Raw genomic sequence first — 17,783 nt, 5'->3', positions numbered from 1 at the left:
GGGGCGCGCCCGGCCGGGCCGCTACTGGCCGAGCGGGCTGCCGAAGACCGCCTTTTCCAGCGCCACCACATCGGCCGGCACTGCATCGAGCGGGTAGCTGGCGGAACTGTCGACATAGCCCGCGTTGGTGCTGAAGTGCCAGTCGACGGTGATATAGGGCGGCGCAGGGCGCAGGGTGTCGTCCATCGAAAGCGCCTTCATCCGGTCCTGCACCGCCGCCGTGAGCAGTTTCCGCTCCTGCGCGGTGGTCGGGTGCGAGAGGCTCTTGCTGCCGTCGGGGCCGTCGATCTCGATCTCCGTGTCGCCATTGGCCAGTGATATGAACTGCGCCTTCACCGGCTCCTGGTCGGGATCGTTCCAGAGATAGACGCCAAGGCTGATCGCGCTATCGGCATGGGCGATCCGTGCCGCCGGAAGGGCGAGCAGCAGGACGGCGGCGAAGGTCGGCAGGGCACGCATGATTCGCTCCGGTCTCGGGCGGAATTATTACCGCGCCGCCGGGGGGGTGGCGCAAGGGGAAGGGCGCGGGGCGCGCTGCCCGCCCTGGCGGGCCGGTCAGACGGCGCGGAAGTGCTTGGAGAGCTTCAGCCCCTGGCCCTGGTAGTTCGAGGCGATGCCTGCGCCGTAAAGCGTTTCGGGCGGGGCGGCCATGCGTTCGTAGACGAGGCGGCCCACCACCTGGGCGTGTTCGAGCACGAAGGGTGCCTCGTGGCAGCGCACCTCCAGCACGCCGCGGGAGCCCGCGCCGCCGGCCTCGGCCCAGCCGAAGCCGGGATCGAAGAAGCCCGCGTAATGCACCCGGAACTCGCCCACCATGGCCAGGTAGGGCGCCATCTCGGCGGCGTGGTCGGGCGGGATCGTCACGGCCTCGCGGCTGACGAGGATATAGAAGGCGCCGGGGTCGAGGATGATGCGGCCATCGGCGCTGTGAACCTCCTCCCAGAATTCGGCGGGGTCGTACTGGCCGATGCGGTCGAGGTCGATCAGCCCGGTATGGGGCTTGGCACGGTAGCCGACGAGGGTGCCCGAGGCGGGCTTCAGGTCGACCGAGAAGCCGAGCCCCTCGTCGATCACCGGGGGGAGGTCGACAAGCCCGACAGAGGCGTGGAGCGCGGCAAGCTCGGCGTCGCTCAGCCGGGCCTCGCCGCGGCGGAAGCGGATCTGGTTGAGCCGCATGCCCGGCCGCACGAGGACGGAGAAGGAACGCGGGCAGATCTCGGCATAAAGCGGGCCCTCGTAGCCGAGGGGAATGCGGTCGAACTCGGTGCCGCCGTCGGTGATGGTGCGGGTGAGCAGATCGAGCCGGCCGGTGGAGCTTTTCGCATTGGCGACGGCCTGTATGCCCTCGGGAAGTTTCAGCCTTTCCATCAGCGGCACGACGTAGACGCAGCCCTTTTCCAGCACTGCACCGCCTTCGAGGCTGACCTCGTGCATGCGGAATTCCTCGATCCGCTCGGCGACGCTGCGGCCATGGCCGGCGAGGAAGGAGGCGCGGACGCGGTAGGCCTTGGGGCCGAGGCGCAGGTCGAGGCTGGCGGGCTGGATCTGCGCCGCGGTGACGGCAGGGCCGGCGGAGATTGCGCCGGCTTCGATCAGACCCTCGAGGGCCTGGGACGGCAGGACGCCGGCCTGGGATTTGCTCATGCCATCCTCCCCGAGAACGCTCCGGAGGTGCCCCCGGATACGAAACCGCCCGCCTCCGCGAGGGAAGCGGGCGGGTTCATGTTGGTCGGGCCGGTGAGATTCGAACTCACGACCTCCCGCCCCCCAGACGGACGCGCTAACCAGGCTGCGCTACGGCCCGACGGCGGCCATATAGAGCGGATTGCGCGGCGGGGGCAAGGGTCAAAGCGCATACCCGGGGGGTCAGTCGCCGTTCTTTTTCGGCGCCGCCGCCATGCGGGCGCGCAGGGCGCTCAGACGGGCGTAGATCTCGGCCAGGCGCGGGGCCTCTGCCTCTGCCGTGGCGGGGTCGAGGCCCCGCAGGCGGTCGATCAGACCGTCGCGCGACGTGGACGGCACGGGGCCGGGCGCGGCGGCAGCGGGCGCCGGGGCCGGGCGGGAAAAGAGGTCCGGCTCGCCCGCGGGTTCGGGCGCGGAGTCGGGGGCGGCTTGTGCCGCGGGCGCGGCGGTCGGGCGAAGGGGAATCGGTTCCGGGGGCGGGGAGGGCGTGGCCTCTGCCGTCTCGGCCCCGGCTGCCGCTGCGACCTCTTCCCCGCCTGCGAAGATGTTTTCTTCCTCGTTCTCCTGGGCGGCATCGCCCGGGGCGCTGCCAAGGCTCGCGACATGGCGGATGCCCTGCTCGCGCAGCATCTTCTGGACGCCGCGGATGGTCAGCCCGTCGTCATGCAGCAGCTTCTTGATGCCCGAGAGCAGCGCCACGTCGGAGGGGCGGTAATAGCGCCGCCCGCCGGCGCGCTTGACCGGACGGACCTGCGGGAACCGGCTTTCCCAGAAGCGCAGCACATGCGCCGGCGTGTCGAGCCAGTCGGCGACTTCGGAGATGGTTCGGAAGGCGTCGGGCGACTTGTCCATGCCGCGCCCGGCCTCAGTGGCCGTTGCCCGCCGCCACCCGATCCTTCATCAGATGCGACGGACGGAAGGTCAGAACGCGGCGGGGGTGAATCGGTACCTCGTCGCCGGTCTTAGGGTTGCGTCCGATCCGGGCTGCCTTGTCGCGCACCGAGAAGGTGCCGAAGGAAGAAATCTTGACCGTTTCGCCGCCGGACAGCGCGTCGGAGACGTGCTGCAGGACGCTTTCCACCAGTTGCGCGGATTCGTTTCGGGAGAGCCCTACTTCCCGGAACACGGCCTCGCTCAGGTCCATCCGCGTCAGAGTCTTGTCGCCCATTCTGGCCCCCCTGTTTTCAGGGGAGTGTGAGGCAGGCAATTTTACGAGTCAATATCAATGGCTTGCGGCGGGGGGTTCAGACGCCTTTACCAGCGTAAAACCACCGAGCCCCAGGCCAGCCCGCCGCCGATCGCCTCGGTGACGACCAGATCGCCCTGCTTGATCTGCCCGCGCGCCTTGCCGGTGGAGAGCGCGAGGGGAATCGAGGCCGCCGAGGTGTTGCCGTGATCCTGCACCGTCAGCACCACGCGGTCCATCGGCACGCCCATCTTGGTGGCCGTCGCCTTGATGATGCGCAGGTTGGCCTGGTGCGGCACGATCCAGTCAACGTCGTCGTTGGTCAGCCCGGCCTTGTCGAGCGCCGCATGGGCGGTGGCGGCGAGCTTTTCGACTGCGTGACGGAACACTTCCTTGCCGTGCATGCGCAGATGCCCGGTGGTCCGGGTGGCGACGCCGCCGTCGACGTAGAGGATGTCGCGGTAGGTGCCGTCGGAATGCAGGTCCGACGACAGGATGCCGCGGTCGGCAGAGGTTCCGGCGCCCTCGGCCGCTTCCAGCACCAGCGCGCCGGCGCCGTCGCCGAAGAGCACGCAGGTGGAGCGGTCGGTCCAGTCCATCAGGCGCGAGAAGGTCTCTGCCCCGATCACCATCACCCGGCGCGCCTGGCCGGAGAGGATCAACGCATTGGCGTTGGCAAGACCGTAGACGAAGCCGGCGCAGACCGCCTGCACGTCGAAGGCGAAGCCGTTGGTCATCCCAAGCGCGTGCTGCACCATGGTTGCGGCAGAGGGGAAGGTCAGGTCCGCCGTCGAGGTGGCGACGATGATCGTGTCCAAGTCGGAGGGTTCGAGCCCGGCATCGTCCAGCGCGGCGCGCGCGGCGCGCGTCGCCATGTCCGAGGTGGTCTGGCCCGGCGCCGCGATATGGCGGCGCTCGATGCCCGTGCGCGAGCGGATCCAGTCGTCGCTCGTGTCCAGCGCCGCCTCGAACTCTGCGTTGGGGACAATGCGTTCGGGCAGGTAATGCCCGACGCCCTTCACCACGGCGCGTATCGTCATTGCGGCTTGTCGCTCCCTTCCCCGGTCCCATCGGCCGCGGGTGCCGCATCCTGCCGTGGCAGGCCGGCAGAGGCAACCCGTGCGGCGAGACGTTCCTGGAACCCGGATTTGGCAAGCTGGAAGGCCAGCTTGACCGCGGCCGAGACGCCCGTTGCATCCGCGCCGCCATGGGATTTCACCACCGTGCCGTTGAGGCCGAGGAACACGCCCCCGTTGACCCGGCGCGGGTCGATTCTCTTCCGAAGCCGGCGCAGCGAGGTCAGCGCCAGCAGCGCCGCGATCCGGCTGAGCGGGGTAGCCGCGAAGGCCTCGCGCAGGAAATCCCCGATCAGCCGCGCGGTGCCCTCGCCGGTCTTCAGTGCGACGTTGCCGGTGAAGCCGTCGGTCACGATCACGTCAACCCGGGTGGAGGGCAGGTCGCCCCCCTCGATGAAGCCGACGTAGTCGAACCCGCCCACCTCGGCAGAGGCGGCGATCAGGTCGGAGGCGAGCTTCAGCTCGGGCCGGCCCTTGTTTTCCTCGGTGCCGACGTTGAGAAGCCCCACCCGCGGCCGGACCAGCTTCAGCCCGTTGCGGGCATAGGAGGCGCCCATCAGCGCGTATTGGCGCAGGTCCTCGGCATCGGCCTTCACATCGGCGCCGACGTCGAGCATCACGTTGAACCCGCCGGGATTGCGCGAGGGCCAGAGGCAGGCGATGGCCGGCCGGTTCACGCCGTCGATCTTGCGCAGGCGGATCATCGAGACGGCCATCAGGGCGCCGGTGTTGCCGCAGGAGACGACGACCGAGGCCTCGCCCTGGCGCACGCTTTCGATCGCGGACCACATCGAGGTGCCCTGGCCGTGGCGCATGACCTGGCTGGGCTTGTCGTCCATGGTGACGGTGCGGGGGGCGTGGCGGATGTCGCAGCGGCCGGCCAGCGCCTTGCGCCGGCGCGTCAGCCGCTTCAGGATCGCTTCGTCGCCATGCAGGATGAAGCGGATTTCCGGATTCTTGGCGGCAGACCGATCAATCCCGGCGACGACTGCCGCCGGGCCGCGATCGCCACCCATCGCATCAACGGAAATGACTATGCTCGCCGCGCCGGCCGTACGATTATCTGATCCGTTCGGCATCGGTCAGGCGCGGGACGGAGGGCGCTTACGCCGCGTCGTCGTCCAGGCCGGCGTCGACCACCGAGGCCACGACTTCACGCGAATCGTAATGACCGCAGGACGGGCAGACGTGGTGCGGGCGCTTCAGCTCGCCGCAGCTCGGGCATTCGGCCGGGTTGGCGGCGGTAAGCGCGTCATGCGCACGGCGCATGTTGCGGCGGGAACGGGTAACGCGGTTCTGCGGGACAGCCATCTGTCAACCTCGGGTCTAGGTGGGGCAGGGCCCCTTGGATTTCCTTGGGCTGGACTACTTATGCCCCGCGGGCTCGGCGCCTTCAACCCAACATGTAAACGAGGCGCGGAACATACTGGGATTCGGCTGCCGCGCAAGTGCTTTCTGCCCGATTCCGGGCGCGAATTTCCCGTAGCACGCCAAAACGGCGCAGCCCCGGCGCCGTCCCTTCGCTGGCGAGCGCGGCGCGTCTAGCCCTCCTTGCCGCCCTCTCCACCGCCCTCGCCGCCGGAATTGCCATCGAGCAGGCCCTTGAGTCCCGCGAAGGGGCGATTTCTCTCTTCCGCCACCGACTCGCCCGCCTCCGGACCCAGTTCGGCCCCCGGCGCGCGGGGGTAAAGGGGGAGCGTCAGCGCCAAGGCCTCGGCCATCACCTCGGCCAGGTCGATGACCTGAGGCAGGGGCTCGGCCGTCTCGTCCTCGGGCATCTCGACCTCCTCGCCCTCCGGCTCCGGCATCTCGGCCAGGTAGCGGCGGGCGACCGGCTCGTCGATCTTGGTGGTGACCGGGGCGAGGGTGACGACGCAGGGCTGGGTGACGCTGGCCTTCAGCCGCCCCTCCAGCGCCACGTCGCTGCGCCCGAGCGGCGAAAGCGCGCCCTCGAAGTCCAGTTTCCCGACCGCGCTGATACCCAGTTCGGCCGCCAGCGCGGCGCGATCCTCCGCCTTCGGTGTCAGCCGGAAGGCGATGCGCCGTTTTCCGGCGACATCACTGCTGCGGATGCGGTGGGGGGCGGTGTCTCGATCCATCTCGTCTCCTGACAGCCGGGTGAAGAGGGAGCGTCGTTCCTTCCTTGAACCGGCGGGCGACCTTCTATAAGTCGGATACGGGGCAAGCAGCGGCGTGGCAAGAGGGGCAGGATGGCCAAGAGGATCAGCCTGGTGCGCAAAGGTGCGGCAGGGATTCTGATGCTGGCGCTCGCGGGCTGCGCAGCAACCTTCGACGATCACGGCTACGTGCCGGCGCCGAGCGAACTTTCGCAGGTAAAGGCCGGTCAGACCAAGGCCGAGGTGCAGAAGGAGATCGGATCTCCTTCGCTCGAGGGGCTTCAGGATATCGACGCCTGGTATTACGTGCAGAGCCGCTGGCGCCATTACGGCCCGTTCAAGCCGCGCGAGGTGAAGCGTCAGGTCGTCGCGGTCAGCTTCGACAAGGCCGGCCGCGTGAAGAACGTCGAGCAGTTCGGCCTGAAGCACGGCCATGTGGTGACGATCTCGCGCCTCGAGACCGGCTCCACGGTCAAGAGCGAGGGCCTGCTGCAGCAGCTCTTCAACGATCTCGGCCACTTCAACCCGTCGAACTTCCTGCCGTCTCGCGGGTCGAACTGACCGGCGGCGCTCCGCCGCTGTCGTGGTTCCGACATCTGGTGCATGCTATATTTCCCGTTGACCGGGGTCCGCATGGCGCGGGACCGCGAGGGAGAACGGACATGCTTTCGCTTCGCAAGGGGCGCTACGCGGCACGGTTCGCCGAAGGCCCCGAGGATCTGCAGGCCGCGCAACGCCTGCGCCACCAGACCTTCATCGCCGAGAGCGGGGCGGCGCCCCGGCCGGACGGGCTCGACGCCGACCGCTTCGACGGGCAATGCCGGCATGTGCTGGTCGAGGAGGTGAAGACCGGCGCGCTGGTCTGCTGCTTCCGCCTGCTGCCGCTGCGCCGCGGGGCCGAGATCGGGCAGAGCTATTCGGCGCAATACTACAATCTCACGAGGCTTTCGGCCTTCGACGGGCCGATGGTGGAGATGGGGCGGTTCTGCATCCATCCCGACTGGCGCGATCCCGACATCCTCCGCGTCGCCTGGGGTGCGATGACCCGCTTCGTCGACGAGGAGGGGGTGGAGATGCTCTTCGGCTGCTCCTCCTTCCACGGCATCGAGGCAGAGCGGTACCACGATGCCTTCGCCATGCTGAAGGAGCGCCACCTCGCGCCGAAACGCTGGCTGCCGCGGGTGAAGGCGCCGAATGTCTTCCGCTTCGCCCGGGTGCTGCGCCGCCAGCGGCCGGATCTGAAGCGGGCGATGCTGGCGATGCCGCCGCTCCTGCGGACCTACCTCGTCATGGGCGGCTGGGTCAGCGACCACGCGGTGGTGGACCGCGACCTCAACACGCTGCATGTCTTCACGGGCCTCGAGATCCGCGCCATTCCGCCCGCGCGCAAGAAGCTTCTGAGGGGCGTGGCGGGCTAAGGCGCAGGGGTCCCCGCGCGCGGCGGGCGTTGACCTTTCGACGGGGGCCGATTAGCTCGCGCACATGGCACGCGCACCCCTTCTCCAGCTCTCCGGCATCTCTCTCGGTTTCGGGGGCAATCCCTTGTTCGAAGGGCTCGACCTTGTCGTTCAGCCCGGCGACCGGCTGGCGCTGGTGGGCCGCAACGGCTCGGGCAAGTCGACCCTGTTGAAGGTCATGGCCGGGCTGGTGGAGCCGGACGCGGGCGCGCGCATCGTGCCGGCCGGGATCCATGTGAGATACATGGAGCAAGACCCTGACATGGCGGGGTTTTCAACGCTCGGCGACTATGCCGCGAGCGGCCTGCCGGAGGCCGAGACCTACCGCGTCGCCGTGGCTGCCGAGGGGCTTGATTTCGATCCGGCACGCCCGGTCGCCACCGCGTCGGGCGGCGAGCGGCGGCGGGCGGCGCTGGCGAAGATCCTGGCGGAAGAGCCGGACCTGATGCTGCTTGACGAGCCGACCAACCACCTCGACATCGCCGCGATCGAATGGCTGGAGGCGGAGCTGTCCGGGACGCGGACGGCTTTCGTGCTGATCAGCCACGACCGCGCCTTCCTGACCGGGCTGAGCCGCGCGACGCTCTGGATCGACCGGGGCGAGGTGCGGCGGCGCGAGGCGGGCTTCGCCGGCTTCGAGGACTGGCGCGATACGCTCTGGGCCGAGGAAGACCAGGCCCGCCACAAGCTTGACCGCAAGATCAAGGCGGAGGCGAAATGGGCCGTGGAGGGGATCTCTGCCCGGCGCAAGCGGAACCAGGGCCGGGTCCGCGCGCTGGCCGCGCTCCGGGCGGAGCGCGCGACGCAGATCCGACGCCAGGGCACCGCCGCGCTGGAGCTGGAATCGGGGCCGACCTCTGGCAAGCTGGTGATGGAGGCGACCGGAATCTCCAAGGCTTTCGGCGGAGTTGGCATCGTCAACGACTTCTCGCTGAAGGTGCTGCGGGGCGACCGGGTGGCCTTCGTCGGGCCGAACGGGGTGGGCAAGACGACGCTGCTGAAGCTTCTGACCGGGGAGCTTGCGCCGGATGCCGGCACGGTGCGGCTGGGCACGAACCTGCAGCTCGCCGTCTTCGACCAGGCACGCGCCCGGCTCGACCCGGAGGCGAGCCTCTGGGAGAACCTCACCGGCGATCCGGAGATCGGCGTGGCGGGCCGGTCGGACCAGGTGATGGTGCGTGGCGCACCCCGGCATGTCGTTGGCTACCTTAAGGATTTTCTCTTCGACGAGAGCCAGGCCCGGGCGCCGGTCCGGGCGCTTTCGGGCGGCGAGCGCGCGCGGCTTCTGCTGGCGAAACTGATGGCGCGGGAAAGCAACGTGCTGGTGCTTGACGAGCCGACGAACGATCTGGATGTCGAGACGCTGGACCTGCTGCAGGACGTGCTGGGGGAATATCCGGGGACGGTCCTGCTGGTCAGCCACGACCGGGATTTCATCGACCGGGTGGCGACGACGACGGTGCTGATGGAGGGCGGTGGTCGCGCCACCGTCTATGCCGGCGGCTGGAGCGACATGCGCGCGCAGCGCGGCGCCGAGCCCGTGGTCGCGGTGGCGGAGAAGGCGAAGCGGGCGGCGGCCGTGAAAGCTTCGGCGCCCAAAGCACCGGAAAAACAGCAGAATAGCGGTTTGAGCTTTGCCGAGAAGCACCGGCTGGAGGCGCTGCCGGAGGTGATCGCCAAGCTCGAGGCGGAGATCGCCAAGCTCTCTGATCTGATGGCTGCGCCGGGGCTTTACGAGAAGGAACCCGCGAAGTTCCGCAAGGCCTCTGACGCCCTGGCGGATCGACAGGCGGCGCTGAGCGCGGCCGAGGAGGAGTGGCTCCTGCTCGAGGAAAAGGCCGAGGGCTGAGGCTTGCCGGCATCGCACCGGTTCGGCACCGGTTCGGCACCGCTTTTGCACCGTAAATCGGGACGGGGCTTTAGCGCCCCGGTAAAGCGCGCCTGCGCGGGGAGGAGGGCCGGCGGCCGTCCGCGGGTGGGCGCTCGCGGCAGGGCGGGTCTGTCCATTTATGGCTTAATCGCCCCCTTCGTCGCGCCGGGGCGAGGACTCCCCGATAGCGCCCGCCCTTGGGGGCGGACGGGCGCTGGCCCGGCGAGCTGCGCTCGCTGTTTCGGGCCAAGAAAAAGGGAGGGCTTTCGTCAGCCCGTCGCGCTGGGGTGGAGGATGGGGCGGTAGCCGTTCCGGAGCGCCTCGACGCTGGGGCTGGGCGTGAGAACTTCGGCCATCCCGCGCCCCGGGCGTGGAAGCGCGGGGCCGTAGCCCTCGGGCCGCCAGGGCAGCAGGCGGCCGGCCAGCAGGAGGAGCGGCGCGGCCTCGCCGGGCAGGCGCAGGAAGGTGCCGTCGGGCAGGCCCGTGATCGGGGCCTCATGCGCGATCTGGCGGCGGGTGGGGGTGACGCGGGCGGCGTGAAGGCGGCGGTCGATCTCGGGCGCGGGAAGGGGTTCGGGCGCGAAGGCGGCGCGATAGGCGTTATAGGCGGCGCGGCGGCACTCGGCGCAGGGGCGGTGGCCGGCGGCGAGCGCCACGGCCTCGTCAAGAAAGAACAGCTCGGTCCAGCGGTTTGGCGCCATGATCGGGCGCCAGCGGCCCTTGAAGCTGAGCGTGCAGATGATCCAGTGCGCATGGCGCCAGCGCGCCGTACCGAGCCTGCCCTCGGCATCGTGCAGGCAGCCGCGGTTGCCCATGACGAGGCCCCGGGCCGGGCTTGCGACGATCTCTCCGTCCGGGGTGACGCGGTTCTGGCGGGGCATCAGCGCATCCGCAGGGCCCCGTCGAGACGGATGACGTCGCCGTTCAGATACTCGTTCTCGAGGATCGAGAGGACGAGGGCGGCGTATTCCTCCGGCCGGCCGAGGCGCTTGGGGAAGGGGACCTCGGCGGCGAGGCTCGCCTGCACCTCGGCCGGTAGGCTTTCCAGCATCGGGGTGGCGATGACGCCGGGGGCGATGGCGCAGACGCGAATGCCGAATCCCGCGAGGTCCCGGGCGAGCGGCAGGGTCATCCCGGCGATGGCGGCCTTGGAGGCGGCGTACGCGGCCTGGCCCTTCTGCCCGTCGAAGGCGGCGACGGAGGCGGTATTGACGATCACGCCCTTCTCCTCGCCCGCGTTCTTCGCCATTTCGGCGGCGGCGAGGCGGGCGCAGTTGAAGCTGCCGACCAGGTTTACGTCGACGACTCGGCGGAAGCTTGCGAGGCCGTGCGGGCCGTCGCGGCCCAGCGTGCGCTCTCCGATCACGATACCGGCACAGTTGATAAGCGCCGTGATCGCACCCATGGCCCGGACTGCCTGGGCAAGGGCCGCGGCGACGGAGGCTTCGTCCGTCACGTCGGCCTCGGCGAACTGCGCGCCGATCTCGGCCGCGAACGCCTCGCCCGCGGCAATATTTCGATCCAGGAGAGTGACTTGCGCCCCACTCGCCCTGAGCGCGCGTGCCGTCGCGGCCCCAAGGCCCGAAGCGCCGCCGGTGACGACGGCTGCACTGTTGCCGATATGCATGGGTTCCTCCCTGAATTCATCAAGATGGTGGGCCGGCGGCGGCCTGCCGGCAAGGGCCGATTTCCGCGCAATCTCGGCCAATTTCAGCCGATCTCCGGCAAAAGTCAGCGCACAAAATTTCGTGTGGGTTTGGGGGCTTAAACCGCGTGGGAGACGCGCCTATGTCCTCGAACAGCGGGGCATCCTCAGCCCGGCACAAAGCCCTATGCAGGCAAAAACTGGAGATACGGAATGAAACGGATAACCCTCCTCGCCGTGACAACCGCTTCGGCCGCCACGCTCGCGATCCCGGCCTTCGCCGGCAGCCTGGCCGCCCCGAAAATGGAACCCGCGGTGACCGCGCCGGCGCCGGTGCAGACGCCCGCGCCGGTGATGACCAATGACTGGACCGGCGGCTACGTGGGCCTCGGCCTCGGCTACGACAAGGCCAAGAGTTCGCCCGGCGCGAGCGGGTCGAGCGGCGTCGGCAGCCTCTTCGCTGGTTACAACTACGATTTCGGCAAGTTCGTCCTCGGCGGCGAAGTCGGCGCGAGCAAGATGCACGCGAACTATGGTGCCAGCACGCTGAAGCAGACCTATGATGCCAAGCTGAAGGGCGGCGTCGATATGGGCCGCACGATGGTCTACGGCGCGCTCGGCGCGACCCATGCCCAGAACGTGCATGGCGTCGGCAAGCTGATCGGCGTCGGCCTCGACTACCAGCTGACCCACAATATCGTGGTCGGCGGCGAAGCCGATTACACCATGTACAGCAATGGCGTGGCCAACGGCACCGACCTGAAGAACACCCAGCTTCAGGCGCGGGTGATGTTCAAGTTCTGAGCCTTGTCCGGAAGGTTCGGGAGGGGGCGGCTTCGGCCGCCCCTTTTTCGTTGTGCCTGCCTGTCAGGCCGGGGCGAGATCGTCGAGCACGTCGAGCGTGGTCATCACGTCCTCGCGCGTGCAGTCGAAGGAGCCGACCTGCAGGCGGATGACGAAGCGGCCCTCGTGCCGGGTCTGGGTGAGGTAGATCCGCCCGTCGTCGTTTATGCGGGTGAAGAGCGCCTCGGTCGCCGCGTCGCCCGCGCTCAGCGCGAAGGTGAAGAGCGAGAGCGCGGGCCCGGTGGTGACCTCGAAGCCCGGGCGGGCGGCGATGGCGCGGGCCAGCTCTTCCGACCATGCGACGTGGTTGCGAATGCGCTGGCGCAGGCCGTCCAGCCCGTAGGCCCGGATCAGGAACCAGAGCTTCAGCGCGCGGAAGCGGCGGCCCAGCGGCAGGGTCCATTCGTTGAAATTGGTGACCTCGCCCGCGCCGAGGGTTTCCAGGAACGAGGGGCGCAGGCCGAGGGTGCGGATCTGGGGGACCGGGTCGGCGAGGAACTGCACCGAGCAGTCGAACTGCGCGCCGAGCCATTTGTGCGGGTTGAAGACCACCGAATCGGCGCCCTCGACACCGGCCCAGAGCGGCCGGAACTCCGGGCAGATCATGGCGGAGCCGGCCCAGGCGGCGTCGACATGGGTGTAGAGGTCCTCGGCCCGGGCGACGGCGATCGTCTCGGCCACGCGGTCGAAGGCGCCGATGGAGGTGCCGCCGCAGCAGATCACCACGCCGGCCGGCAGGTAGCCTGCGGCGCGGTCGGCGCGGATCAGGGCGGCGAGGGCGGCGGGGTCCATGGCGTGGGCGGCGTCGGTCGGGACCTTGACGAGGTTCTCCTGCCCGATGCCCGCGACGCGGACGGCCTTGTCGATGGACGAATGCGTCTCGGCGCTGGCGTAGATCCTGAGGCGCGGGGCGGCGGAGAGGCCCCTGGTCAGCCCCGCCCAGTCCAGCGCGCGTTCGCGCATGGTCAGGGTGGCGGCGAGGGTGGCCGTGGTGGCGGTGTCGTGGATCGTGCCGCGGAAGCCCTCCGGCAGGCCGAGGGCCCGGGCGAGCCAGCGGACCATCACCTCCTCCATCTCCGTGGCGGCGGGGGAGGTCTGCCAGAGCATGGCCTGGGCGGCCATGGAATTGGCGAGCTGCTCGGCCAGCATGGAGGCGGGGGCGGCGTTCGCGGGGAAATAGGCGAAGAAGCGGGGGTGCTGCCAATGGGTCATGGCGTCGGGCACCAGGCGCTCGAAATCGGCGAAGATCGCCTCCATCGGCTCGGCCGCCTCGGGCGGGGTATCGGGGAGCCGGGCGGCCGTGGCGCCGTGGTTCAGCGGGGCGCGGACGGGGCGGTCGCGCAGGCCCGCGTGATAGGCATGGGTCCAGTCCGCGGCCTTTTTCGACCAGTCCCTCAGATCGTCGTGGTTCATCCCGTCCCCCTGTTCTTCGCGGGCGGATAAAGCCATGGCGGGGGACCGGGGGCAAGGCGGGGGGCGGGCGCGCATGGGGAGGAGCGGCAGGGGCCGTTCGCGGGTGGGCAAGGGATGCGCAATGAATGCGCATCCTACGCGGAGGAGGGCCGGTGTGCGTCCGCGGGTGGGCGCCGACGCCGACTGAGCTCTGTCCGTTTATGGCGTAACGTACCCCTTCGGTTTGCCGGGGCGGCATACTCACCAGAAGCGCCCGCCCTTGGGGGCGGACGGGCGCTGGCCCGGCGTCGCTGCGCGACGCTGTTTCGGGCCAAGGGGCGGGGGTGATTCAGACCGTGAAATCCGCGATCTCGGCGCCGGTGATGCGGTGCAGCTCTCCGGGCGGGATCGAGAAGATGTGGCGCGGGGTGCCGGCGGCGGCCCAGACCGTCGCGAACTCCATCAGCCGCGGATCGAGGAAGGCCGTCACCGGGGCGATGTGGCCGACGGGAGAGACGCCGCCGATGGCAAAGCCGGTCTCGGCGCGCACGAGGTCGGCATCGGCGCGGCCCAGAGGCTCCCCGGCGAGGGCGGAGGCTTTCTCGGCGCTCACCTGGTTGCCGCCGGCGGTCAGGAACAGCCGGACATGGCCCGAGGTCTCGCCGCGGAAGATGATCGACTTCACGATCTGATCGAGCGCGCAGCCCGCGACGGAGGCCGCCTGGGCGGCGGTGCGGGTGTCCTCCTCGGCGGCGACGATCTCGGTCGTGACGCCCGCGGCCTCCAGCGCCGCCTTCACGCGTTTCAGGCTCTTGCTCATCCGCCCCTCCCTGGTTCGCGCCACCATGTCGCCTCGGGCGGGCGGCCTCAACCCCCCGTTGACAGGATCGCGGGCGCTGGCATGGTCGGGTCATGGTTATGATCGAAGATATCCTCGCACTAGAACGCGCGGTCTGGCAGGCGCTGGTGACGGGCGATGCGGCGGTGGATGAGGCGCTGCTGGAGGAGGGGTTCGTCGGGCTCTATGCCACCGGCTTTGCCGACAGGGCGGAGCACTCGGGCCAGCTCTCGGACGGGCCGACGGTCGCCGGTTATCGCCTGTCGGAGGCGCGGCTTCTCGATCTCGGCCCCGGGGTCGTGCTTCTTGCCTACCGGGCCGAGTTTCTTCGCGTCGCCAGGTCGGAATGGGAGGCGATGTACGTGGCTTCCGTCTGGCGCGAAGGGTTGGATGGCTGGCGAAACGTCTTCAGCCAGGACACGGCGGCGGATGGGGTGGCGCCCGTCTGATGACGTCCCGACGGCGGCGGCTCCCGCTTCCCATTGACCGGGCCCAAGCCGCGCCGCATCTTCGCGCCATGAGCTTCGCCGCCCGACTGACCCGCGCGCCGATCGCCTTCGACGCCGATGCCGGCGCCGAGGTGGCGGCGGAGTTTGCCGATCTCGCGCCCGAGCTGCGCGGCCTGCTGGCCGGGACCGCGGGCTGTTCGCCCTATCTCAAGGGCCTGATGGCGCGGGAGGCGGACTGGCTGCGCGACGCGCTTTCCGGCGCGCCGGAGGCGGGGATCGACGCCGTGCTGGGCGGGCTGGAGGGGCTGGAGCTCGACCAGCTCGGCCCGGCGCTGCGGCAGGCGAAGCGGCGGGTGGCGCTTCTCGCGGGGCTCGCCGATCTGGGCGGGGTCTGGGCACTGGCCGAAGTCACCACGGCCCTCACGCGGCTTGCGGACCGGGCCGTGGACCTGGGCATGAAGCGGCTGGTGGCCGAGGAGATCCGCCGCGGCAAGCTGCCCGGCGCGGCGCCCGGGGATGCCGCGACGGCGGGCGGGATGGTGGCGCTTGCCATGGGCAAGATGGGGGCGTTCGAGCTCAATTATTCCTCCGACATCGACCTTGTCTGCCTTTTCGACGAGACCCGTTACGAGGGCGCGGCGCTGGAGGCGCGGGCGGCCTTCATCCGGGTCACGCGCAAGCTGATGGCGCTGCTGTCCGACCTGACGGCGGAGGGCTACGTGTTCCGCACGGACCTCCGGCTGCGCCCCGACGCCTCGGCCACGCCGGTGTGCCTGTCGATGGGCGCGGCCGAGCTTTACTACGAGGGCGAGGGGCGGACCTGGGAACGCGCGGCCTATATCAAGGCGCGGGCCTGCGCCGGCGATATCGCGGCGGGGGAGCGGTTCCTCGCCACGCTGACGCCCTTCGTCTGGCGCCGGCATCTCGACTTCGCGGCCATCCGGGACGCGCATGACATGCGGCTGAGGATCCGCTCGCACAAGGGGCTTCACGGGCCGATCACGCTCGAGGGGCATGACATGAAGCTCGGCCCCGGCGGCATCCGGGAAATCGAGTTCTTCACGCAGACCCGGCAGCTGATCGCGGGCGGGCGCGATCCGGAGCTGCGGGTGCGCGGCACGGTGGAGGGGCTGGCGCGGCTGGCCGGGAAGGGCTGGGTCGGGGCGGAGGAGGCGGGCGAGCTGACCGCGCTTTACTGCGCGCACCGGGAGGTGGAGCATCGCCTGCAGATGGTGCAGGACGCGCAGACCCATGCGCTGCCGATGGCTGCGGAGGGCTTCGACCGGCTGGCGCGGTTCTGCGGTGCGCCCGACACGCGGGCGTTTCGCATCGGGCTCAAGGCGCGGCTGGAACGCGTCGCGGCGCTGACCGAGGATTTCTTCGCCCCCTCCGAAAGCGAGGCCCTGCCGGAGCTGAGCGAGGCGGCGGAGCGCATCGTGCGCGGCTGGCAGGGCCTGCCGGCGCTGCGCTCGACCCGGGCGGTGGAGATCTTCGACCGGCTGCGCCCGGCGATGCTGAAGCGGCTGATGCGGGCGGCGGACCCGGAGGCGGCGCTCAGGGCCTTCGACGGATTCCTTGCGGGTCTGCCGGCGGGGGTGCAGCTGTTCTCGCTCTTCGAGGCCAACCCGCAGCTGATCGACCTAATCGTCGATATCTGCGCCACCGCGCCGGCGCTTGCGGTCTATCTTTCGCGCAACGCGGGCGTGCTGGACGGGGTGATCGGGGGCGGGTTCTTCGCGCCCTGGCCAGGGCGGGCGGCGCTGCAGGCGGAGCTTTCGGCGGAGCTGGCCCGCTACGACGATTACGAGCGCAAGCTGGACGTCGCGCGGGCGCGGGCGAAGGAATGGCATTTCCGCATCGGGGTGCATCACCTGCGCGGCCTGATCGAGGGGTTCGAGGCGGGCGGGCAATATGCCGACCTGGCCGCGGCGGTCGTCGGCGCGCTCTGGGAGCCCTGCGTGGCCGAGTTCGCCGCCAAGCACGGCGCGCCGCCCGGGCGGGGGGCTGTCGTGCTGGGGATGGGATCCCTTGGCGCGGGTCGGCTGCATTCGGACAGCGACCTGGACCTGATCGTGATCTACGACCCGGCGGGGGTGGAGGCCTCGGACGGCCGCCGCCCGCTTGCCGCACGGGCCTATTATGCGCGCCTGACCCAGGCACTGGTGACGGCGCTGACCGCGCAGATGGCGCAGGGGCGGCTCTACGAGGTCGACATGCGGCTGCGCCCCTCGGGCCGGCAGGGGCCTGTCGCGACCTCGCTTGCCGCGTTTCGCGACTACCAGCGCAGCGAGGCCTGGACCTGGGAGCATCTTGCGCTGACCCGGGCGCGGCCGCTGGCCGGCAACCCGGAGCTGGGCGACGAGGTGGAGGCCTTCCGCCGCGCGCTTCTGGCCGAGAAGAGCGGCGGGGACGGGGTGCGGGCCGACGTGGCCGACATGCGCGCGCGGCTGGCCGCGGCCCATGGCGCGCCGGAGGCCTGGGACGTGAAGCGCGGCCCGGGGCGGCTGATGGATATCGAGCTTCTGGCCCAGATGGCGGCGCTGCAGGCGGCCTCTCCCGCGCGCGGGGTGGAGGCGCAGCTGCGCGCGGGGGCGAAGGCCGGCCGGCTCTCCGATGACGCCGAAGCGGCGCTTTTGGCCGCTTATCGGCTCTGCTGGCGGCTGCGATGTGCTACCAAGCTTCTGGGCACGCGGGATGTGGCGGGCCTGGGCGAAGGCGCGCGGGCGATGCTCCTGCGCGAGACCGACCAGCCGGATGTGGCGGCGCTGGCCGCGCGGCTGGCGGCGCTATGCGCGGCCGCGGCGCGCGTGGTCGATGCCGCGCTTGGAACGGAAGGAACGCGCGATGGGGAGGCGGGCCGTGAAGGCTGAAGAGGTGGACCGCAAGGGGCTGATGCGGGAAAGCTATGTGATCGAGGGGATCAGCGAGCCGGAATGCCGCTCGATCTTCTTCGACTGGGCGCTGAGCCTGCCGGCGGGGCAGGACGCGAGGGACGCGATCCGGGCCGTGTTGGCCGATTACGGCAGCCGCGCGCCCGATCATCCGATGACCAAGGTTCTGACCGAAGGGCTGGTCGCGGCGGCGCCGCCGAAGCGGCGCGGCGGACGGGCGGCGCGGGTCGGGCAGTAGGCGCGGCGTGGGCGTGGTGCGCGATGACTGCGCACCCTACGGGATCGGATCGGATGGGGCGCAGCCCGGCCCTCTGCCTTGGCTATCCCCCTCGAAAC

At 70.2% G+C, this 17,783-nt stretch carries 19 protein-coding genes and 1 tRNA gene; 7 read left to right on the top strand and 13 right to left on the bottom strand.

Annotation, left to right across the window (positions count from 1 at the left end):
- Window positions 1–21: 21 nt before the first annotated feature.
- The 9 genes from EIP85_RS01685 to EIP85_RS01645 form a co-directional block, all read right to left on the bottom strand.
- Window positions 22–459, bottom strand: coding sequence for a hypothetical protein (locus tag EIP85_RS01685; protein WP_127900396.1), 438 nt, complete (start codon window positions 457–459; stop codon window positions 22–24).
- Window positions 460–555: 96 nt separating this feature from the next.
- Window positions 556–1,644: a 2'-deoxycytidine 5'-triphosphate deaminase gene (locus EIP85_RS01680; RefSeq protein WP_127900395.1), complete on the bottom strand. Its 1,089-nt coding sequence runs from the start codon at window positions 1,642–1,644 to the stop codon at window positions 556–558.
- 82 nt (window positions 1,645–1,726) lie between these two features.
- Window positions 1,727–1,804, bottom strand: a tRNA-Pro gene (locus EIP85_RS01675).
- Window positions 1,805–1,866: 62 nt separating this feature from the next.
- On the bottom strand, window positions 1,867–2,535 hold the full coding sequence (locus tag EIP85_RS01670) for a MerR family transcriptional regulator (protein WP_127900394.1): 669 nt from the start codon (window positions 2,533–2,535) through the stop codon (window positions 1,867–1,869).
- A 13-nt stretch (window positions 2,536–2,548) separates the two neighbouring features.
- Entirely contained in the window at window positions 2,549–2,851 is a 303-nt protein-coding gene (ihfA, locus tag EIP85_RS01665) for an integration host factor subunit alpha (protein WP_127900393.1), read from the bottom strand.
- Window positions 2,852–2,937: 86 nt separating this feature from the next.
- Window positions 2,938–3,909, bottom strand: coding sequence for a beta-ketoacyl-ACP synthase III (locus EIP85_RS01660; protein WP_127900392.1), 972 nt, complete (start codon window positions 3,907–3,909; stop codon window positions 2,938–2,940).
- Window positions 3,906–5,024, bottom strand: a complete 1,119-nt coding sequence (gene plsX / locus EIP85_RS01655; protein WP_127900391.1) for a phosphate acyltransferase PlsX — start codon at window positions 5,022–5,024, stop codon at window positions 3,906–3,908. Before plsX ends, EIP85_RS01660 begins: the two co-directional genes overlap by 4 nt.
- 25 nt (window positions 5,025–5,049) lie before the next feature.
- Complete coding sequence (gene rpmF / locus EIP85_RS01650) at window positions 5,050–5,256, bottom strand: 50S ribosomal protein L32 (RefSeq protein ID WP_127900390.1); 207 nt, start codon at window positions 5,254–5,256, stop codon at window positions 5,050–5,052.
- 230 nt (window positions 5,257–5,486) lie between these two features.
- Window positions 5,487–6,044, bottom strand: coding sequence for a YceD family protein (locus tag EIP85_RS01645; RefSeq protein ID WP_127900389.1), 558 nt, complete (start codon window positions 6,042–6,044; stop codon window positions 5,487–5,489).
- Window positions 6,045–6,155: 111 nt separating this feature from the next.
- Here EIP85_RS01645 and EIP85_RS01640 point away from each other — a divergent pair, with 111 nt between their 5' ends.
- From EIP85_RS01640 to EIP85_RS01630, 3 genes are all read left to right on the top strand, one after another.
- The gene (locus EIP85_RS01640; protein WP_241559859.1) at window positions 6,156–6,623 is read left to right on the top strand and encodes an outer membrane protein assembly factor BamE; all 468 of its coding nucleotides are present in this window, start codon (window positions 6,156–6,158) and stop codon (window positions 6,621–6,623) included.
- 101 nt (window positions 6,624–6,724) lie between these two features.
- Window positions 6,725–7,480 (top strand): GNAT family N-acetyltransferase, encoded by a 756-nt coding sequence (locus tag EIP85_RS01635; protein ID WP_127900388.1) that lies wholly within the window; start codon window positions 6,725–6,727, stop codon window positions 7,478–7,480.
- A gap of 64 nt (window positions 7,481–7,544) precedes the next feature.
- Window positions 7,545–9,368 (top strand): ABC-F family ATP-binding cassette domain-containing protein, encoded by a 1,824-nt coding sequence (locus tag EIP85_RS01630; RefSeq protein WP_127900387.1) that lies wholly within the window; start codon window positions 7,545–7,547, stop codon window positions 9,366–9,368.
- Between the two features lie 290 nt (window positions 9,369–9,658).
- Here the strand turns inward: EIP85_RS01630 and EIP85_RS01625 are convergent, their stop codons facing one another.
- A complete protein-coding gene (locus tag EIP85_RS01625) occupies window positions 9,659–10,270 on the bottom strand; it encodes a hypothetical protein (RefSeq protein ID WP_127900386.1) in 612 nt (203 codons plus the stop codon).
- Window positions 10,270–11,016, bottom strand: a complete 747-nt coding sequence (locus tag EIP85_RS01620; protein WP_127900385.1) for an SDR family NAD(P)-dependent oxidoreductase — start codon at window positions 11,014–11,016, stop codon at window positions 10,270–10,272. The genes EIP85_RS01625 and EIP85_RS01620 overlap by 1 nt, the downstream gene beginning before the upstream one ends.
- Window positions 11,017–11,247: 231 nt before the next feature.
- Here EIP85_RS01620 and EIP85_RS01615 point away from each other — a divergent pair, with 231 nt between their 5' ends.
- Window positions 11,248–11,838: an outer membrane protein gene (locus EIP85_RS01615; protein ID WP_127900384.1), complete on the top strand. Its 591-nt coding sequence runs from the start codon at window positions 11,248–11,250 to the stop codon at window positions 11,836–11,838.
- A gap of 63 nt (window positions 11,839–11,901) precedes the next feature.
- On the opposite strand, the gene EIP85_RS01610 is transcribed toward EIP85_RS01615, so the two are convergent.
- Both EIP85_RS01610 and EIP85_RS01605 read right to left on the bottom strand, forming a co-directional pair.
- Complete coding sequence (locus EIP85_RS01610) at window positions 11,902–13,290, bottom strand: pyridoxal phosphate-dependent decarboxylase family protein (RefSeq protein ID WP_127900383.1); 1,389 nt, start codon at window positions 13,288–13,290, stop codon at window positions 11,902–11,904.
- A gap of 328 nt (window positions 13,291–13,618) precedes the next feature.
- A complete protein-coding gene (locus EIP85_RS01605) occupies window positions 13,619–14,089 on the bottom strand; it encodes a YbaK/EbsC family protein (RefSeq protein WP_127900382.1) in 471 nt (156 codons plus the stop codon).
- A 92-nt stretch (window positions 14,090–14,181) separates the two neighbouring features.
- On the opposite strand from EIP85_RS01605, the gene EIP85_RS01600 reads away from it, so the two are divergent.
- The 3 genes from EIP85_RS01600 to EIP85_RS01590 all read left to right on the top strand — a co-directional run bounded on the left by EIP85_RS01600 (window position 14,182) and on the right by EIP85_RS01590 (window position 17,685).
- Complete coding sequence (locus EIP85_RS01600; RefSeq protein WP_127900381.1) at window positions 14,182–14,556, top strand: nuclear transport factor 2 family protein; 375 nt, start codon at window positions 14,182–14,184, stop codon at window positions 14,554–14,556.
- Between the two features lie 68 nt (window positions 14,557–14,624).
- Entirely contained in the window at window positions 14,625–17,426 is a 2,802-nt protein-coding gene (locus tag EIP85_RS01595; RefSeq protein WP_127900380.1) for a [protein-PII] uridylyltransferase family protein, read from the top strand.
- Complete coding sequence (locus EIP85_RS01590; protein WP_127900379.1) at window positions 17,416–17,685, top strand: hypothetical protein; 270 nt, start codon at window positions 17,416–17,418, stop codon at window positions 17,683–17,685. Before EIP85_RS01595 ends, EIP85_RS01590 begins: the two co-directional genes overlap by 11 nt.
- Window positions 17,686–17,783 lie beyond the last annotated feature (98 nt).

This window comes from Solirhodobacter olei (assembly GCF_004010155.1).
In the GTDB taxonomy this organism is placed as follows: domain Bacteria; phylum Pseudomonadota; class Alphaproteobacteria; order Rhodobacterales; family Rhodobacteraceae; genus Solirhodobacter; species Solirhodobacter olei.
Note: the sequence above shows the minus strand (reverse complement) of the source record. Positions and strands in the feature narration are given on the sequence as shown.

Excerpts from the sequence above, each read along its gene's own strand:
- EIP85_RS01600 (WP_127900381.1), top strand. The coding sequence starts at position 14,182 with ATGGTTATGATCGAAGATATCCTCGCACTAGAACGCGCGGTCTGGCAG.
- EIP85_RS01635 (WP_127900388.1), top strand. The coding sequence starts at position 6,725 with ATGCTTTCGCTTCGCAAGGGGCGCTACGCGGCACGGTTCGCCGAAGGC.
- EIP85_RS01620 (WP_127900385.1), bottom strand. The coding sequence starts at position 11,016 with ATGCATATCGGCAACAGTGCAGCCGTCGTCACCGGCGGCGCTTCGGGC.
- EIP85_RS01610 (WP_127900383.1), bottom strand. The coding sequence starts at position 13,290 with ATGAACCACGACGATCTGAGGGACTGGTCGAAAAAGGCCGCGGACTGG.
- EIP85_RS01685 (WP_127900396.1), bottom strand. The coding sequence starts at position 459 with ATGCGTGCCCTGCCGACCTTCGCCGCCGTCCTGCTGCTCGCCCTTCCG.
- EIP85_RS01640 (WP_241559859.1), top strand. The coding sequence starts at position 6,156 with ATGGCCAAGAGGATCAGCCTGGTGCGCAAAGGTGCGGCAGGGATTCTG.
- EIP85_RS01605 (WP_127900382.1), bottom strand. The coding sequence starts at position 14,089 with ATGAGCAAGAGCCTGAAACGCGTGAAGGCGGCGCTGGAGGCCGCGGGC.
- EIP85_RS01595 (WP_127900380.1), top strand. The coding sequence starts at position 14,625 with ATGAGCTTCGCCGCCCGACTGACCCGCGCGCCGATCGCCTTCGACGCC.
- rpmF (WP_127900390.1), bottom strand. The coding sequence starts at position 5,256 with ATGGCTGTCCCGCAGAACCGCGTTACCCGTTCCCGCCGCAACATGCGC.
- EIP85_RS01670 (WP_127900394.1), bottom strand. The coding sequence starts at position 2,535 with ATGGACAAGTCGCCCGACGCCTTCCGAACCATCTCCGAAGTCGCCGAC.
- EIP85_RS01630 (WP_127900387.1), top strand. The coding sequence starts at position 7,545 with ATGGCACGCGCACCCCTTCTCCAGCTCTCCGGCATCTCTCTCGGTTTC.
- EIP85_RS01615 (WP_127900384.1), top strand. The coding sequence starts at position 11,248 with ATGAAACGGATAACCCTCCTCGCCGTGACAACCGCTTCGGCCGCCACG.
- EIP85_RS01645 (WP_127900389.1), bottom strand. The coding sequence starts at position 6,044 with ATGGATCGAGACACCGCCCCCCACCGCATCCGCAGCAGTGATGTCGCC.
- EIP85_RS01625 (WP_127900386.1), bottom strand. The coding sequence starts at position 10,270 with ATGCCCCGCCAGAACCGCGTCACCCCGGACGGAGAGATCGTCGCAAGC.
- EIP85_RS01680 (WP_127900395.1), bottom strand. The coding sequence starts at position 1,644 with ATGAGCAAATCCCAGGCCGGCGTCCTGCCGTCCCAGGCCCTCGAGGGT.
- ihfA (WP_127900393.1), bottom strand. The coding sequence starts at position 2,851 with ATGGGCGACAAGACTCTGACGCGGATGGACCTGAGCGAGGCCGTGTTC.
- plsX (WP_127900391.1), bottom strand. The coding sequence starts at position 5,024 with ATGCCGAACGGATCAGATAATCGTACGGCCGGCGCGGCGAGCATAGTC.
- EIP85_RS01660 (WP_127900392.1), bottom strand. The coding sequence starts at position 3,909 with ATGACGATACGCGCCGTGGTGAAGGGCGTCGGGCATTACCTGCCCGAA.